Annotated in this window: 14 protein-coding genes; 7 read left to right on the top strand and 7 right to left on the bottom strand. The window is 70.4% G+C overall.

Annotation, left to right across the window (positions count from 1 at the left end):
* Positions 1 to 206 precede the first annotated feature (206 nt).
* Positions 207 to 680, top strand: a complete 474-nt coding sequence (locus HDA43_RS25800; protein ID WP_179825934.1) for a hypothetical protein — start codon at positions 207 to 209, stop codon at positions 678 to 680.
* A 142-nt stretch (positions 681 to 822) separates the two neighbouring features.
* Positions 823 to 1572 (top strand): hypothetical protein, encoded by a 750-nt coding sequence (locus HDA43_RS25795; RefSeq protein WP_179825933.1) that lies wholly within the window; start codon positions 823 to 825, stop codon positions 1570 to 1572.
* A 116-nt stretch (positions 1573 to 1688) separates the two neighbouring features.
* On the opposite strand, the gene HDA43_RS25790 is transcribed toward HDA43_RS25795, so the two are convergent.
* Together HDA43_RS25790 and HDA43_RS25785 are read right to left on the bottom strand one after the other, a co-directional pair.
* On the bottom strand, positions 1689 to 2585 hold the full coding sequence (locus HDA43_RS25790) for a family 16 glycosylhydrolase (RefSeq protein WP_179825931.1): 897 nt from the start codon (positions 2583 to 2585) through the stop codon (positions 1689 to 1691).
* A gap of 169 nt (positions 2586 to 2754) precedes the next feature.
* Positions 2755 to 3180: a MerR family transcriptional regulator gene (locus HDA43_RS25785; RefSeq protein WP_179825930.1), complete on the bottom strand. Its 426-nt coding sequence runs from the start codon at positions 3178 to 3180 to the stop codon at positions 2755 to 2757.
* Positions 3181 to 3234: 54 nt separating this feature from the next.
* Between HDA43_RS25785 and HDA43_RS25780 the strand changes: the two genes are divergently transcribed.
* Both HDA43_RS25780 and HDA43_RS25775 read left to right on the top strand, forming a co-directional pair.
* Complete coding sequence (locus HDA43_RS25780; protein ID WP_179825928.1) at positions 3235 to 4191, top strand: SDR family NAD(P)-dependent oxidoreductase; 957 nt, start codon at positions 3235 to 3237, stop codon at positions 4189 to 4191.
* A 174-nt stretch (positions 4192 to 4365) separates the two neighbouring features.
* Positions 4366 to 4599 (top strand): hypothetical protein, encoded by a 234-nt coding sequence (locus HDA43_RS25775; protein ID WP_179825926.1) that lies wholly within the window; start codon positions 4366 to 4368, stop codon positions 4597 to 4599.
* A 93-nt stretch (positions 4600 to 4692) separates the two neighbouring features.
* Here HDA43_RS25775 and HDA43_RS25770 read toward each other — a convergent pair whose 3' ends face one another.
* Positions 4693 to 5670, bottom strand: coding sequence for a zinc-binding dehydrogenase (locus HDA43_RS25770; RefSeq protein WP_179825925.1), 978 nt, complete (start codon positions 5668 to 5670; stop codon positions 4693 to 4695).
* 236 nt (positions 5671 to 5906) lie between these two features.
* Entirely contained in the window at positions 5907 to 6467 is a 561-nt protein-coding gene (locus tag HDA43_RS25765) for a cysteine hydrolase family protein (RefSeq protein ID WP_179825924.1), read from the bottom strand.
* A 325-nt stretch (positions 6468 to 6792) separates the two neighbouring features.
* On the opposite strand from HDA43_RS25765, the gene HDA43_RS36505 reads away from it, so the two are divergent.
* From HDA43_RS36505 to HDA43_RS25750, 3 genes are all read left to right on the top strand, one after another.
* Complete coding sequence (locus HDA43_RS36505; RefSeq protein ID WP_179825923.1) at positions 6793 to 11217, top strand: nSTAND1 domain-containing NTPase; 4425 nt, start codon at positions 6793 to 6795, stop codon at positions 11215 to 11217.
* 428 nt (positions 11218 to 11645) lie between these two features.
* Entirely contained in the window at positions 11646 to 12854 is a 1209-nt protein-coding gene (locus tag HDA43_RS25755; RefSeq protein WP_179825922.1) for a DUF6461 domain-containing protein, read from the top strand.
* A 611-nt stretch (positions 12855 to 13465) separates the two neighbouring features.
* Positions 13466 to 13852 carry a MerR family transcriptional regulator gene (locus HDA43_RS25750; protein ID WP_179825921.1) on the top strand — a complete coding sequence of 129 codons (387 nt, stop codon included), beginning with the start codon at positions 13466 to 13468 and terminating at the stop codon, positions 13850 to 13852.
* Between the two features lie 102 nt (positions 13853 to 13954).
* On the opposite strand, the gene HDA43_RS25745 is transcribed toward HDA43_RS25750, so the two are convergent.
* The 3 genes from HDA43_RS25745 to HDA43_RS25735 form a co-directional block, all read right to left on the bottom strand.
* Complete coding sequence (locus HDA43_RS25745; RefSeq protein WP_179825920.1) at positions 13955 to 14518, bottom strand: GNAT family N-acetyltransferase; 564 nt, start codon at positions 14516 to 14518, stop codon at positions 13955 to 13957.
* A gap of 137 nt (positions 14519 to 14655) precedes the next feature.
* Positions 14656 to 15870 carry an RNA polymerase sigma factor gene (locus HDA43_RS25740; protein ID WP_179825919.1) on the bottom strand — a complete coding sequence of 405 codons (1215 nt, stop codon included), beginning with the start codon at positions 15868 to 15870 and terminating at the stop codon, positions 14656 to 14658.
* Positions 15867 to 16238 carry a YciI family protein gene (locus HDA43_RS25735; protein ID WP_179825917.1) on the bottom strand — a complete coding sequence of 124 codons (372 nt, stop codon included), beginning with the start codon at positions 16236 to 16238 and terminating at the stop codon, positions 15867 to 15869. Before HDA43_RS25735 ends, HDA43_RS25740 begins: the two co-directional genes overlap by 4 nt.
* Positions 16239 to 16342: the final 104 nt, after the last annotated feature.

The following is a 16342-nucleotide window of genomic DNA, read 5'->3' as shown; positions in this document are numbered from 1 at the left end:
TACGGACAGATGCACTACCTGATCTTTCGTCACAATGTTCCCGCATGTACTTTTTATGGTATTTTGTGTGCTATGGCACTGGTGCTGTCCAAGCTCAAGTGAACATGCGAAGTGGTGCAAAGACTTGAGCGGTATCTTGAGCCTTTCTAATGTTCACAGTTAGGCGGCTCCCCTCCTCTGTTATCACCGCACCGCTGTCCGGGTGGTTGGGCGGCAGCGCGTTCGCGCACCTCACGCTCGCCGACGACGGTACGGCCGGCGGACGGTTCCTCCCGGACGGCCTCCACTTCATGACCGCCCGGCCCCACGGCCGCCCTCCGCTGGCCTCCCCGCACCTCGGGATGGGTGAGGCCCGGGACGGCCGGGTGGACCCGCGGGTCCTGGACGACCGGACCGGGATGTTCGTGGCGCAGCTCGCCGTACCGTCCGCGGTACGGCTGGGCGGCGGGGACGAGGTCGTGCTGTGGGATGTGGGCACCGGCTCGCTCGCCGAGGTCACCGCCGGGACCGTGCGGCAGCGCGGGCCGCTGCGGCTGTGGGACGCGGTGGAGGACGCCGTGCTGACCTGGCGGGCCGCCGGGTCCCCGGACCAGACGGCCTTCGGGCTCACCGTCACCCCGGCCCGCCAGTACGTCTGGCTGGGCGACCCGAACGGCCCGAGCTGGGATCTCCCCGCCTGACCTCGGGCTTTCGCGGCGAATGAGCATCGCGGTCCTCGCGTGCCGCACTTCATGGTGAGAGGCGAGTCGCGCGGGTGGATTCAATGGCGATCTTCCCTCCGAAACAAGGGCGCAGTCCTGCAAAGCTTGTAAGACTGCGGTTATGAGCAGGAAGGGACGGTTGGCGATAGGCATCGCGCTGCTGCTGACGGGGCTGGCCGTGGCCGGAGTGGTGGTGCTCTTCGGATGGGAGCTCGCCGATCAGGTGGGAGGCGTGGTCGCCGCGGTGACCTCGCTGGCCGGACTGTGGATCGCCATGGCGGGGCGGTCCTCGTCTCCAAGGAGGCCGGCCGGCTCGGAACCCACGGAGCCGGAGCCGTCACCTTCTGCGGGTCCGTCCCCTTCTCGTTCGGCACCGACGCCTGTGAAGCTGAGAAGAGGACTGCCGTGGCAGATGTACGCGGCTCTGGCCTGTGTGGTGCTGACGTCCCCGCTGGCCGTTGTGGGCGGTCGTGAGGCGATCGGAAGCGGCGGAGACTATTTCGTCGAATTCAGCGGCGAGGAGGAGCCCCTCTACTTTCTTGTCGCGGTGGCGGTCATGCTGATTTCCATGCTCATATTCATCACGATACTCGGGGAGGCGGTCAGGCTTTCCCTTGAGCCTGTCGCCGATGTCATCGGCGGGACCTTGATAGAGGTCTTCGTCGTGGTTCTTGTCATAGGCGGGTTGGGCATCGCCTTCTTCCAGCCCCTGGGGATCGTTCATCTACTCCAGGACTGGTGGTCGCAGCCACGTAAGACCGTCATACCCTTTGCGATTTTCGGTCAGCTGGGTATCGCCGCCCTCGCGTGGTCGTGGCACAAGGAGGGGAGACGGAGAATTCCCCCCTCCGAGACGGAGGCGGGCGGGTGAGCCCGTCCCGGAGAGCCGGCTCACCGCTCCCCGGCCACGCAGGCTTCGGGCGGACGTCGCGTTCTGCCGGGGTGACGCGTCACCGAGCGCGCATGCGACCGACCCGCGGTGATGTGTCACCGGGCGCGCATGCGACCGACCCGCACGTTGCGAGCACGGAGGTAGGTGCTGCCGGCGGGGCCCGGCTGCTTGTCCCAGCCGGGACCGCCAGGCGCGATTCCGGAAGCCCAGGATCCCATCTGCAGATTGATGATGAGCCACTGGGGGACACCGGCCCAGCCGACTCCCCGGTGGGTCGCCTTCCGGACCCCGTCGAAGTAGTAGTCGAGCATGACGTCGTTTCCCCGCTTGGACATCCGGACGCGGTACCTGTGCCAGGCATCGGGTTTTTGGCCACTGATCCGCTTACGCTCGACGAGCTCATTGTCGTCGGCGCTCCTGTTCCAGGTGTTGAAAAGGTTGGTGGAGTTCCCCACGTATTCCAGGATGTCGCTCTCCGGCGGCCAGTCCGGCCAGATCCCGGTGGTCCAGAAAGCCGGCCAGATGCCCTTCCCGGTCTGCGTGCGGAACTCGCCTTCGATGTCGTACTCGGGGAACCGGTCGTTGACGAGGATCTGCTTCTTGGCGTGGATGGCGCCTGAGCGGTACCACAGCGGAGCGTTCGGCGCGTGCGGGCTGTCTCCGTCGGGTTCGGCCAGCCGGGTCGCCTTCAGGGTCAGCACGCCCTGAGCGAGAGAGATCTGGCTGGAGTGCATCCTGGCGGCGCCGTTGTGGGTGTCGGCGTCGCCGTCCCAGGGGTAGAGATGGTTCCAGTTCTGGTTGAAGGCCGAGGAACTGCTGAAGGAGGACTTCTTGATGACGTCCTCCCACGAGGCGCCGGCCCGGCGGGGGCGGCCACCGGCTGAAGACGTGGCCTGTGCCCCGGTGGGGATGAGTGAAAGCCCTAATGACAGACCGCCGACGGCCGCCGCCGAAGCCAGGAGCCGACGCCGGCTGACTTCTTGTCCGGACACGTTCTTTCCTTTCTCCGGCCCCTGAAGCCGTCGGTCACCGGCGTCCGAGGGGAGGCCGGTCGCCGAGCGGAGACTCGGGCCTGACCGCAGAAAAGCACACGAACATCACAGACCACGTACGGCCCGCCGTACATCTGAGCGTCGGCTTCCTCAGAGGGCTCGGCTGTGACTACGGCTGCGGAGAGGAGGCCGGCGACCAGAGCCCGGCCGCGGTGCCGTTCTCGACATGCCTGCGGTAGGTGAGGACCTTGTCGTGGATGATCTCCAGGCTGGCCGTCAGGTCGGCGAGCCTGTCCCGGACGGTTCTCTCGTGCTCCTCCAGCAGTGCGAGCCGCTCCGCCTCGTTGCCCGGACCGGATCGGACGAGTTGAGCGAACCTCTTCACGGTGGCGATGGGCATGCCGGACTCACGCAGCCGGTTGCACAGCAGGAGCCACTCCACATCCGCCGGTTCGTAGACGCGCTGTCCTCCGGCCGTGCGCGGAATCGGACGGAGGAAGAGCTCCTCACGCTCGAAGAACCGCAACGCGTGCACGCCCAGGCCGGTCGCCCTCGCGACGTCTCCGATGGAGAGGCCGTCCGTGTTTCTGCTCATGCCGTACCGCCATAGCTTGACCTAGCTCGCACTCTAGATTTTAGCGTTGAGCGCATGGCAATCACGCAACACAAGATCGGCTCGGGGTTCGGCGCGCACAGCACGGCGGACGACGTCCTGGCCGGAATCGAGCTGTCCGGCAAGAACGTCCTGATCACCGGTGGTTACTCGGGTCTCGGCCTGGAGGCCACGAGCGCACTGGCCCGCGCCGGGGCGCACGTCATCGTGCCCGCCCGCCGTCCCGCCGCGGCGATGGAAGCGCTGCGCGACGTTCCGCGGACGGAGGTGCGGGAGCTCGATCTGGCGGACTCCGACAGTATCCGGAGGTTCAGTGACCGGTTCCTGGAGACCGGCCGGACCCTCGACATCGTCATCAACAACGCGGGCGTCATGGCCTACCCGCAGAGGCTCGTCGGGTCCGGATGGGAGGCGCACCTCGCCATCAACCACCTCGGGCACTTCGCCCTGGTCAACCGGTTGCGTCCGGCACTGGCCCCCACCGGTGCGCGAGTGGTGTCCGTCGCCTCGTCAGGACACTTCCTGTCCGACATCCGCTGGGACGACCTGCACTTCCGTCATGACTACGACCCTTGGCGGGCCTACGGGCAGTCCAAGACGGCCAACGCCCTGTTCGCCGTCCACCTCGACACCCTGGGCGCGGCCGGTGGCGTGCGCGCCTTCGCGGTGCACCCGGGCAGCATCCTCACTCCGCTGCAACGGCACATCCCCCGCGCGGAGCAGATCGCCCAGGGCTGGATGAACCGGGAGGGCCACCAGGCCGACGGCTTCAAAACCCCGGCGCAGGGGGCGGCGACGGCCGTATGGGCGGCCACGTCGCCTCTGCTCGAAGAGTACGGCGGTGCCTACTGCCAGGACTGCGACATCGCCGAACCCGCGACCACCGACGACATGCTCATCGGAGGCGTCAAGCCGTGGGCGGTCGACCCCGACTCCGCGTCCCGGCTCTGGGCCCTCTCCAGCGAGCTCACCGGACTGGACTGCTTCGCCTGACCCAGAGGTGAGGCCACCGCGCCGATGTGCCACCGGCCCGGCCGCCGTGACATCCGTGCCCTGGGGCGTACGAGGAGCGGCGGCGATATCGACGTGCCGCCGAGCGTGGTTCCGCCTGTGGAGAACTGGCTGGGCCCCGAGGCCGATGACACGGTTCGGGAGCAGGTCCGCCGGATGCAGCGACACGCATTCGACGTGCAACTGGCCGCGGAGGAGGAGTTCGCGCCGACCGAGGCGGAGGTGGATCTCTCGCTGATCAAGGCCCCGTGTCTGGCTCTCTCCGGCGGCCACGACCTGGCGGACTTCCGGGAGACCGCCGCCCGGCTACCGGAACACTCGCCGATGCCCGTCACAGTGAGCTGCCCTGGGCGGGTCACCTGCCCAGCCTGGAGCGGCCCGCCGAAGTGACGGACCTGCTGATCCGGTTCCTGCACGAGACGGTCCCGGCACGCTGAGCGAGCTCGATCTCAGCCGTGCCGATCCGGCGGCTCGGCGGCCCGGTCAGGCCCCGTTGGCGCCGGGCAGCAGCAGTGACTTGCCCACCGTGGCGCGCTCGGCCAGTGCGCGGTGGGCGTCGGCGGCCCGCTCCAGCGGGTAGACGGCGCCGATGGCGGGTCGCAGCCGTCCTTCCGTGGCCCGCTCCAGCGCCAGGGCCAGCCATCCACGCGCGGCCTCCCGGGCCGGCGGGCCGTCGAGCAGCGGGGTGAACACCCGGAGACCGCGACGCGCGGCCAGCTCCCGGTCCGGGGCGGCGAAGCCCTCGGCGGTGCCGTAGGTGACGAACCGCCCGCCGTCGGCCAGCGCGTTCAGGGCGGCCGTGCCGAGCGGGCCGCCCGCGCCGTCGTAGACCAGCGCGGCGCCGCCGCCGGTCACCTCGCGGACCCGCTCGATCCAGTCCGGACGCGTGTAGTCGACGGTGGCCTCCGCGCCCAGCTCACGGGCCAGCGCCAGCTTGGCGTCGCTGGACGCGGCGGCCACCACCCGGGCGCCGGCGTCGATCGCCAGCTGCACCAGCAGCGATCCCGCTCCGCCGGCCGCCGCCGTCACCAGGACCCACTCGCCCTTCTCCGCCACACCCAGCCGTTCCATCATGATCGCGGTCGTGCCGTCGTGCACCAGCGCCGCCGCCGTCTCGAAGGCCATTCCGTCGGGGATCGGCATGATCTCATCGGCGTCGGCGACGACCCGCTCGGCGTAGCCGGTGCCGGTACGGGTGACCACCCGCCGGCCGATCCACGCCGGGTCCACACCCTCGCCGATCGCCACCACCTCGCCGGCTCCGCCGCCGCCCGGGATGTACGGCAGCTCACGCGGGAAGATCTCCTTGCCCCAGCCGCCGCGCAGCAGGGTGTCGAGGAAGATGACATCCGCCGCGGCCATGCCGACGACGACCTGGCCGCGGCCGGGCACCGGGTCGGGCAGTTCCACCGGGGTCAGCACTTCCGGACCGCCGAACACGGACACCTGGATCGCACGCATGAGCAAACACCCTTCATGGGAGAGAACGTGCCGCCCACTCTTCAACCTGAACCATGGTTGAGGTCAAATCGGCGGCCGGACGGGCCATGAGGCGTCCTTCTCGCGCGGCGTCCGGATTCAGCCTGGCGTGGATCGCCCCTTCGACGCCGTACGGGGCAGCGCCGTACCGGTCGATGTCAGGCCACCGGAACTCAGGGGAGCGGACCCGCTCCCGGAGCGGGTCAGGCCGACCGCGGTCACATGTCCTCGCCGGTCGGCCGCCAACCGGCGCAAGATACGACCTCAACCCCCCGGCTCGGGAAGACGGAATCCATGAAGAAGTCGTGCATCGCCGGATCGCCGTCGGCGCAGCCGTCACGCAACACCGTCACCCGGTAGCCACGGTCCGCCGCGTCGTAGCACGTCGCGGCCACCATCGCGCTGGTCGCGACACCGGCGATCGCAAGAGTGTCGACGCCGCCCGCGCGGAGTACCAGGTCGAGGTCTGTGCCGGCGAACGCGCTGGCGCGGCGTTTGGTCACGACGACGTCCTCGTCGGCGACCGGCAGATCGATCTCGGTTCCGGCCGACCCCTCGTGGAAGGTGTCCCCTGCCTCGTAGAACGTCCTGAACAGCGCGTTGCCCGGCGGCAGGTCGGCTCCGTTGCCCCGGACGGCGAAGTGCACGAACACGACGAGAGCGCCGGCCGCACGGGCGCGCGGGAGCAGTTCGGTGAGCGGTGGCACGACCTGCCTGGCGAACGGATAGTTGCTCGTGATGCCCCGCTGGATGTCACCGATGATGAGTGCGGTGGTCATGACGGACTCCCAACTGATACGTCCATCCGGCGCCCTGCGGCTGGCAGGCGGACCGGAGGACTTCCCCGATGTGTGACGCCGACTGTTATGTGGCGATCGGCACCTTATCGGGCTGCTGCTCGCAGTTGACGGGGTCGAGGTGATCTAGTTCGGACCATGGACGGGGGAGTGGTGCAGAGGCCTGCTCGGCGCCGTACTCCTCGAACGTGCCGGCGGGGCGGAAACCGAGGCGGGTCCGGGCGGGCTGTCAGCCGGCACCCTCTGGGGCGGCAGATGATCGGGGATTGTGCGGACTTTCCGGCCTTGGGTGGGTGATAGTGGCGGGGTGGGCGTTGAGGAGCACGAGGAGCAGGAGGGGGAGGGGCGGGAGGTTCGGTCGGAGCTGATGCGGGCCGGGGTGCGGGCCCGGGTGGCACGGCTGGCCCGTACCTCGGTCTCCGGAGCGCGCCGCTGGTCGCCTCCGGCGCTGCTGGCGCTGCTGTCGGCGGGGGCGTTCGGGGCGTTCCTGGAGCCGGGTGAGGCCACGGCGGGGGCCGCGATGCTCGGAGCGGCCACCGCGGTCGGTGGCAACCTGCTGACCGACATCGTCAAAACCGGCATCGCCCGCCTCGGCCCAAGCAGCGGCGGCGGTGCCGGCGGTGCCGGCGGTGGTGAGTCGTCGCGGCAGGCGCTGGAGGCGGAGCTGGAGCGGCGCATCCAGCAGGTCCTGGAGAGCGGCGGGCCCGAGGCGAAGGCGTTGCGCGCGGAGATCGCGCATCTGCTGGAGGAGGTCGGCGCGGTCGGCGCCGCGATCGAGGCGACGATCCAGGCCGGGGACCGCGACCTGCAGGAGCGTCTGACCCGTGGCCTGGCCGGTCTGGGCCGGGAGTTCGCCGAGTTCGCCTTCACGCTGACCGCCGTCGAAGATCAGCTGCGGGTGCTGCGCGACGGCCAGGATGCGCAAGGGGCGCAGCTCGGCCTGGTGGTGGATCTGCAGTACCGGCAGGCGACCGACATCCGGCTGCTGTTGCAGCTGGTGGCCGAGCTTCCCCGGCACCACCCCGGCGGTGCGCCCGGTGCCGTCCGGGCACGCTGGAGCGACGGGTGCCCGTATCGGGGGCTGGTGCCCTTCGGCGAGGCCGACGCCGAGGTCTTCCACGGCCGGGAGGTGACCACCGCGCAACTGCTCACCACCGTCTCCCAGCGGCTGGCCGCCCCGGGCCTGGTGGTGGTGACCGGCGCCTCGGGGGCGGGCAAGTCCTCGCTGCTGCGCGCGGGCCTGCTGCCGGCGATCGGCCGGGGCGAGCTGACGGCGGCGGCCCGCCACTGGCCGGTGCAGGTCATCGAGCCGGCCGGCTCCCCGCTGGTCGCTCTGGCGAGTGCGCTGGCCGCGCTGGCGGGTGTTTCGGCCCCTGAGGTGGTGCGCGGCCTGCGGGAGGATCCCGGGCAGGCGCCGCTGCTGGTGCGCCAGGCCGTCGAGGCCGACGCCCGCCGCCGCACCCTGCCGTCGTCGGCCGCGGCCGGGGGCCGGCTCGTGCTGGTCGTCGACCAGCTGGAGGAGATCTTCACCCTCGTCTCCGCCGCCGATGAGCGGGCCGTGGCGGAGCGGGAGGCGTTCATCGCCGCGCTGCACGCGGCCGCGACCGCCCCGTGCGGGCCGCACGGGGCCGCGGCGGCGCTGGTGGTGGTCGCGGTGCGCGGCGACGTCGTCGACCGTTGCGCCGCCCATCCGCATCTGGCCGCCGCTTTGCGGGACGGGGCGTTCGTCGTGGGCCCGATGACGCGGACGGATCTGCGGCGGGCGATCACCGGCCCCGCCGACGCCGCCGGTCTGGCCATCGAGCCCGGCCTGGTCGATGTGATCCTCAGCGAGCTGCGTGCCGCGGGCGGCGGCTATGAGGCGGGGGCGTTGCCGCTGCTGTCGCAGACCATGCTGACCGTCTGGGAACACCGCGAGGGCGGGCGGCTCACGAGCCGGGGGTATGCCCGCACCGGCGGGGTGACCAAGGCGGTGGCCTCCAGCGCCGATGCCGTCTATGCCGATCTGGCTCCGGATCGGCGGGAGGCGGCGCGGCGGGTGTTCGAGCGGTTGACGGCCGTCACCGGCGATGGCGCGCTGGCCCGCCGTACCGTCGAGCGGACCGCCTTGCACACCGGCCGCTCCGAGGCCGGGCGCGCCGCGGTCGATGAGGTGCTGGAGGTCTTCGCCCGACGGCGGCTCGTCGTCGTCGACGCCGGCCGCGTCCAGATCGCCCATGATGTGCTGCTGGGCTCCTGGCCGCGGCTGCGCGGCTGGCTGGCCGACGAGCGCGCCGACCGTGTCCTGCACACCGAGATCCTGCAGGACGCCGATGAGTGGGACCGGCGCGGCCGGGATGCGTCGTTTTTGTACGGCGGGATCCGCCTGCAGGCCGCTGAGGAGGCCATCAGGCGCTGGCGGGCCGACCCGGGCCGCTATACCGGGTTCGACCTGCCCGGCCCCGCCGCGGCGTTCCTGCACGCCGGCGCCCGTGCCGCCACCCGGGCCCGGCGCCGCCAGCGGCTCCGGTTCACGGTGCTGGCGGGGCTGCTGGTGGTCGCGATCATCACCGCGGTGGCCGCGGTGCGCTTCGGTCAGGACGCCGAACGGCAGCGCGCCGAGGCCGACCGGCAACGTGCCTCGGCGCTGCTCCGCAGCACCCAGGCCGCATCCCGGGAGGCGGCCGCCTACAGCCAGGCCCTGTCCGACGACCCGGAGACGTCGGCGCGTCTGGCCCTCGCGGCGCAGGCCATCGCCGGCACCGGCGAGGCACAGGTGAACCTGGCCACGCTTCTCAGCAGACCGGCACGTGCCGTCCTGGCCGGGCACACCGGCTCGGTGGAATCGGTGGTCTTCAGCCCGGACGGCACCCACCTGGCCACCGCCGGAGACGATGACACGGTGCGGATCTGGAATGCGGCGACGGGCAAGGAGGTCGGCGCCCCCCTCACCGGACACACCGACGCGGTGTATTCAGTGGTTTTCAGCCCGGATGGCAAGCGCCTGGCCACCGGCGGTGGCGACAGCACAGTGCGGATCTGGGATGCGGCCACCGGCAAACCGATCGGTGCCCCCTTCACCGGACACACCGGAATAGTGAGGTCGGTGGTCTTCAGCCCGGATGGCAAGCGCCTGGCCACCGGTGGAGACGACAAGACGGTGCGGATCTGGAACGCGGCCACCGGCAGGCAGGTCGGTGCCCCCTTCACCGGACACACCGGAATAGTGAGGTCGGTGGTCTTCAGCCCGGATGGCAAGCGCCTGGCCACCGGCGGAGACGACAAGACGGTGCGGATCTGGAACGCGGCCACCGGCAGGCAGGTCGGCGCCTCCCTCACCGGACACCTCGGTGCGGTGTTATCGGTGGTTTTCAGCCCGGACGGCAGGCGCCTGGCCACCGGCGGAGCCGACTACACGGTGCGGATCTGGAACGTGGCCACAGGCAGGCAGACCAGGAAGATCGGCGCTCCCCTCCCCGGACGCCTCGGTGTGGTGTTGTCGGTGGTCTTCAGCCCCGACGGCAAGCGCCTGGCCGCCGGCGGAGACGATGACACGGTGCGGATCTGGGACGTGGCCACGGGTAAGCAGATCGGCGCTTCCCTTACCGGACACACCCTCACAGTGAGGTCGGTGGCCTTCAGCCCCGACAGCAAGCGTCTGGCCAGCGGTGGAGACGACAAGACGGTGCGGATCTGGGACGTGGCCACCAGCAGGCAGATCGGCGCTCCCCTCACCGGACACCTCGGAACGATGGATTCGGTGGCCTTCAGCCCCGACGGCAAACGCCTGGCCGGTGGCGGAATGGGCAACATGGTGCAGCTGTGGGATGTGAGCACGGGCAAGCAGATCGGCGCTCCCACCATACGCAACGGTTGGGTGTATTCGGTGGTTTTCAGTCCGGACGGCAGGCGCCTGGCCACCGGCGAAGGCGACGGCACGATGCGGCTATGGGACGTGGCCACGGGCCGGCAGGTCGGCACTCCCCTCACCGGACACGCCCTCGCAGTGAACTCGGTGGTCTTCAGCCCGGACGGCAAGCGCCTGGCCTCCGCCGGAGTCGAGGGCACGGTGCGGCTGTGGGATGTGGCCGCGGGCAGGCAGATCAGGCAGATCGGCGCTCCCCCCACCGGGAACATCGGAACGATGCAGTCGGTGGCCTTCAGCCCGGACGGCACCCGTCTGGCCACCGGCGGAGCCGACAGGACAGTACGGATCTGGGACGTGGCCACGGGCGGGCAGATCGGTGCCCCCTTCACCGGGCACACCGGTCGTGTGAACTCGGTGGTCTTCAGCCCGGACGGCATCCGCCTGGCCTCCACCGGAGACGACGGTACGGTGCGCCTGTGGGATGCGGGCACGGGCCGGCAGATCGGCATCCCCTTCACCGGGCACACCGGTCGTGTGAACTCGGTGGTCTTCAGCCCGGACGGCACCCGCCTGGCCACCGCCGGAGACGACGGTACGGTGCGCCTGTGGGATGCGGGCACGGGCCGGCAGATCGGCATCCCCTTCACCGGACACGCCCTCACAGTGAACTCGGTGGTCTTCAGCCCGGACGGCACCCGCCTGGCCACCGCCGGAAACGACGGCACGGTGCGGATCTGGAACGTCGGGTTACCGTATGGCCTTCAAGGTCTTCTGCGAGCGGTGTGCGACATCGCGGGCCGGTCGTTCACCGCCGAGGAGTGGCGGCGATACATTCCCAACGAGCTGTACCGGCGGCCCAACTGCCCGATCACCCAATATGGTTAGGTCCTTTTCTCCGCCACACCGGCCCCGGCATCCGTGAGATCGTCCTGCTCGTCGGTGCCGAACAGCTCCTGTTGCTCACCGAACGACTCGTGTCCGATCAGCTTCAGACACCGATGGCACATCACCGGTTCGCGGTCCGGGGCGGGGGCGGGCCGGCGGTGACGTCCCCGAGCCGGATACCGGACAGCGCGCCGGACCACCCAGATGAGACGGCGTTCGTGCAGGTCGCGCCCATACGCCGGCCACGATCGGGAGCGTCCGGCGGAGGATCCCCGAAGGGACGCCATCCGCGGCTCGTTCATCGTCCCGGATCCGAGGTGGGACTCCTGGGCCGGACGTGCGACGAGCCGATCCCTCCTGTCGCCGGGAATGTCGGATCCGCCTGCCACACTCACCGTGATCATGAAAGGGAAGGTCTGAGGAGACCGATGCGCAAGATCATGCCCGCGGACTACGCGTGGGAGCCCGGCTGGCCGATGGAGATCTACACCGTCACCTTCGTCCGTGGCCTGGACGAGCGCGAGACGCTCCGGCGGTTCGGCGTGGTCGACGGCAACATCCATCCGGTGGACGACGAGGAGGTCATGGAGCGCGTCCTGGAGACCGACGGCTGCTGCGACATGGTGATGGTGACCCGGGCCGGTGGTTGGACGATCGCCTATGAATACGACGGCTGGGAGGGGACCCGGCCCGAGACCCTGCGCGAGCTGACCCGCGACGGCGGTGAGGCCGTCTCCGTCATGCGCCATAACTACGCGGCCTCGCATGACTTCCAACACGCCGCGGACGGCCGGATCCGCACGGCCTTTCGCCCGCAGACGCCCCAGGAGCGCTGGGGCAGCCACCCCGACGCCCTCAACGAGGACATGCGCGAGCTGGGCCTGGAACCCGAACCGGACGAGGAGTTCCAGTACCTGCCCGACTCCGTTCCCGCGGCCCTCGCCCTGGCCGGCCGTATCTCCGGAGTGCTGTTCACCCCCGAGCTGCTGGGCGGGTCGCTGCTGGGCGGGGTCATCACCGACCGGGCTCCCGACGATCCCCGGAAAGGGGACGCGTTCGCCCGGCACGCCCTGCGGATCGTCAACCGGAAGCTCGCCGAGGCCATCGACGACGCCTCCCCTGACCTCCAGCGGCGGGCCGCGGTCGCCGAAGCCCGCCGCCAGTGCCGGGTGGCCGGCGTGGCCGGTCACCCGGTGCTCGCCGCCGCGCTGGCTTCGGCCGAGCGGGGCGAGACGACGCCGGTCGGGCACGGCTCCCCGCTCGCCGGGCTCATCCGCGGTTACGAGTCGGAGTTGACCGGCCATCCGATCGACGAGACCACCGGCGAGTGGATGGCGAACCCGTCCGCGGGTCCGCACAGCTCCCCGGACAGCGGGCGCAACATCTTCTCCTTCGACACCGCGACCGGCATGCCGGCCTGCCCGAGCTGCGGGTGGCATCACCGTCCGGGCGAGGAGGAGCGGGAGGCGGTCCGGCCGCGCTGGCAGGCGGCGATATCGACACGACAGGCTCTGTCACCCGACGCCAGGAAGGCCGCCTACGACGCCCACTTCAACCTGGTCTACGGGGATCAGGTCATGGCCGACCCCGATCACGCGGCGGCCGTCATCGCGACGCTGCGCGCCGCCTCGACATAGCGGGCCCCTGAATCCCCAGGAACGACTGTCCCGCTGTTCCTCCATCCCGTGGTCCTTCTCGCCGCTTCGCCCCTGGTCGCACGGACCCGGGGGAGGGTCTGCCTTCTCTGCTACCGAAAATCTGTAGTGACGACGGTAGACATTTATGGTGGGGGAGGGTAGAGTTTCTGGCATCGCAAGGGACGGATCCACGAGGGCAGAGCAGTACGCAGGCATCACGACGAACTGCCCGGACGCACGTGGACAGCAGAAGACGAGGTAGATGGACGGCAGAAGGTCGGACGTGCCGGGGCCGGCGAGGTTGAAGGGTCCTGGCCGTGGACGCGCTGCCGGAGTAGTGGCAGATGAAGTCGAAGTAGAGATACCGAAGGGAGTGTTGAACGCCATCAGGATCGCCCGTCGTCGGCTGAAGTTCGCCGCACGGGTACCGCACCTCCACGGATTGGATGGTGGTTTACGGTCACGCATACGCGATCCCCGCACCCCCGCCTTCTCGGGAGGCCGGTGCGGAAGCAGTGAACCGGTCACAGGACCGGTAGATGGTGTTGAACCTCAACTGGGCCCCGGCGCATCATGGCGCCGGGGCCCCTGTCCGCGTTAGGGAAGGTTTTATGGATCAAACAGTCACCCACCCCCGGAACACCGCCGGGAAAGCGAAGACGGAGGCGGCCCGGACGCCTTCCGATGCGGCCGACGACAAGCCCGGCCAAAAACTCGACGATGAGAACTACCCCGCCTACAGCATGGGCCGGGCAGCGGAGATCCTCGGCGTCACCCCGGCCTTCCTGCGCAGCCTGGGCGCAGCCAAGCTGATCGAGCCGCAGCGCTCCGAAGGCGGCCACCGCCGCTACTCGCGCTACCAGTTGCGTCTGGCCGCCCGAGCCCGGGAACTGGTCGACCAGGGCACCGCCCTGGAGGCGGCCTGCCGCATCATCATCTTGGAAGACCAGCTCACCGAAGCCCTGCGGATCAACGCCGAACTGCGCCGACGCGGCTGACCGGCCACCCGCCTCGCCGCGCCCGGATCCGCGATCCGTCCCGCCTTCCGCTACCGGGTGCCGACCACCCGGTGCGAGGCGGCGTCGGGGCGGGGGCCGGGATCAGAGTCGGAACATGGACAGACGAGCGGTGCAGAGGGTCTGCTCGGCACCGTACTCCTCGAACGTGCTGACGGGGCGGAAGCCGAGGCGGGTGGCGAGGTTCAGGGATCGCGTGTTCGCGGTCTGGGTCGTGAGCAGGACCGGCTGGTCGGGGAGCTCGCCGGCCGCGGCGCGCAACACGGCCGTCGCGGCCTCGAACGCGTATCCCGCGCCCCACGCGCCGCGCCGCAGTTCGTAGCCCAGCTCCAGTTCCTCGCCGTCCCCGGTGACGGGCCCGGGGCTGCCGGCCGACCGGCGGGAGAGCATCACCATCCCGATGACCCGGTTCGTCGCGTTGTTCGCGATGACGTAACTGCCGGGCCTGGTCGTCGCGTCGGCGGCCAGGACCGAATCGAAGTGCTGCTCGACCTCGCTCCGGGGCCGGGGACCACCGATGTACGCCCGTACGTCGGGATCGGTCGAGAGCTCGATGAGCCCTTCACGATCGGTGTCGAGCAACGCTCTGCGAAGCAGGAGCCGCTCCGAGGGGATCTCCGCGGCGGACAGCGTGGGCGATTGGCTCATAGGCCCGTGATCATAGAACGCGGGACCCCTGTCCGGGGATGCCTTTCCACCCGTGCCCCGTGGAGTTCGCGACGAACCCGTCCGCTCCGGGACGGGGTGTTCAAGGCGCCACGTTTCCGGGAGGGGCGTTCAGGGCGCTACGTTCGCAGCCGCCCGGCGCGGGACTCCAGGTAGCGCTGCTCGGCGATGCTGGCGGTGGCCTTCGCCGCGCGCCGGTAGTGCTCGTACGCCCTGGCCGCCTCGCCGGTCTTCTCCAGCAGGTGAGCCCGTACGGACAGCAGCCGGTGGTGCCCGGCCATCCGCTCGTCGCCGTCCAGCGTGGACAGCAGGTCCAGCCCGGCCGCCGGGCCCTCGACCTCGGCGAGCGCGATCGCCCGGTTGAGGGTGACCATCGGGTTGGGTGCGATCCGTCCCAGGATCAGATAGAGCGCGTGCACCTGCCGCCAGTCGGTCTCCGCGGCCGTGGCCGCGGCGGCGTGCGTGGCGGCGATGGCGGCCTGCAACTGGTACGGCCCCAGCGCCGGGCCGGCCAGCGACGCCTTGACCAGCTCAAGGCCCTCGTCGATCATCTCGCGGTCCCAGCGCGTACGGTCCTGCTCGTCCAGCGGCACCAGGTCGCCGGTCGCGGTCGTGCGCGCCGTACGGCGGGCGTGGGTCAGCAGCATCAGTGCGAGCAGCCCGGCCACCTCGCCGTCGTCGGGGAGCTGCGCGTGCACCATCCTGGTCAGCCGGATCGCCTCGTGCGCGAGGTCGGCGCGGTGCAGCTCACTGCCCGAGGAGGCGGTGTAGCCCTCGTTGAAGACCAGGTAGAGCACGTGCAGGACGACCCTGAGCCGCTCCTCACGTTCCGGGCCTTCGGGCAGGCCGAACGAGCTGCCGGCGGCCTTGATGCGCTGCTTGGCCCGGCTGATCCTGGCCGCCATCGTGGCCTCGGGCACCAGGAACGCGCGGGCGATCTCGGCGGTGGTCAGGCCGCCGACCGCCCGAAGCGTCAGGGCGGTCTGGGAGGCCGGGGTCAGCGTCGGGTGGCAGCACAGGAACAGCAGGACGAGCGTGTCGTCGGTGTCCGGCACGTCCTCGGGCACAGTCTCGGCGGTGGCCGTCGCCGTCTCCCGCTCGCGGCGCGCGTGCTCGCTGCGGATCTGGTCGATGAGCCGCCGGGACGCGACGGTCACCAGCCAGCCGCGCGGGTTGTCCGGCACCCCCTCGGCGGGCCACTGCACGGTGGCGGCGAGGAGGGCCTCCTGGACGGCGTCCTCGCATTCCTCGAAACGGCCGTGCCGGCGGATCAACGTGCCGAGGACCTGCGGCGCGAGCTCGCGCAGCAGGTCCTCGATGGGTGGTGCGGTCACATCTCCAATTGTCCATCGGCGAACATGACCTGGCGCACCTCGATCCCCAGGCCCTCGACCGCGGCGTCCGGGATCTGCGCCGCCAGCTCGATCGCCCGCTCCTTGTTCTCGCAGTCGACGAGGTAGAAGCCACCCAGGTACTCCTTCGCCTCCAGGAAGGGGCCGTCGGTCACCACCGGCTGGCCGTTGCGCACGGACACCACGGCGGCCTGCGACGGGTCGGCCAGCGCCTGCGTGGTGATCAGCTCACCGGACCGCTTCAGCATCTCGATGAACCTACCGTGGCCGTCGCCGATCGCGGTCTTCTCCTCGTCGGTCAGCGCGTCCAGCACGGCCGGGTTGATGTGCATGCTGATCAGGAACTGCATCCCGTACTCCTCGTGGTTCGCGGGCCCCGTCCGGGCCCTTCGCCGGTCGGTCGGAGCGGCCGCCGCCGTCTTGACATCCCCGCCGGAACTTTCGCACAAGATTT

The sequence above is a fragment of the Streptosporangium sandarakinum genome (assembly GCF_013409935.1).
Lineage (GTDB): Bacteria > Actinomycetota > Actinomycetes > Streptosporangiales > Streptosporangiaceae > Streptosporangium > Streptosporangium nondiastaticum.
This window is presented reverse-complemented; position numbering and strand designations above follow the sequence as displayed.

What these genes read in the sequence shown, in the direction of transcription:
- HDA43_RS25750 (WP_179825921.1), top strand. Translation starts at nt 13,466, where the DNA reads ATGGATCAAACAGTCACCCACCCCCGGAACACCGCCGGGAAAGCGAAG.
- HDA43_RS25765 (WP_179825924.1), bottom strand. Translation starts at nt 6,467, where the DNA reads ATGACCACCGCACTCATCATCGGTGACATCCAGCGGGGCATCACGAGC.
- HDA43_RS25780 (WP_179825928.1), top strand. Translation starts at nt 3,235, where the DNA reads ATGGCAATCACGCAACACAAGATCGGCTCGGGGTTCGGCGCGCACAGC.
- HDA43_RS25795 (WP_179825933.1), top strand. Translation starts at nt 823, where the DNA reads ATGAGCAGGAAGGGACGGTTGGCGATAGGCATCGCGCTGCTGCTGACG.
- HDA43_RS25770 (WP_179825925.1), bottom strand. Translation starts at nt 5,670, where the DNA reads ATGCGTGCGATCCAGGTGTCCGTGTTCGGCGGTCCGGAAGTGCTGACC.
- HDA43_RS25785 (WP_179825930.1), bottom strand. Translation starts at nt 3,180, where the DNA reads ATGAGCAGAAACACGGACGGCCTCTCCATCGGAGACGTCGCGAGGGCG.
- HDA43_RS25745 (WP_179825920.1), bottom strand. Translation starts at nt 14,518, where the DNA reads ATGAGCCAATCGCCCACGCTGTCCGCCGCGGAGATCCCCTCGGAGCGG.
- HDA43_RS25755 (WP_179825922.1), top strand. Translation starts at nt 11,646, where the DNA reads ATGCGCAAGATCATGCCCGCGGACTACGCGTGGGAGCCCGGCTGGCCG.
- HDA43_RS25775 (WP_179825926.1), top strand. Translation starts at nt 4,366, where the DNA reads ATGCAGCGACACGCATTCGACGTGCAACTGGCCGCGGAGGAGGAGTTC.
- HDA43_RS25735 (WP_179825917.1), bottom strand. Translation starts at nt 16,238, where the DNA reads ATGCAGTTCCTGATCAGCATGCACATCAACCCGGCCGTGCTGGACGCG.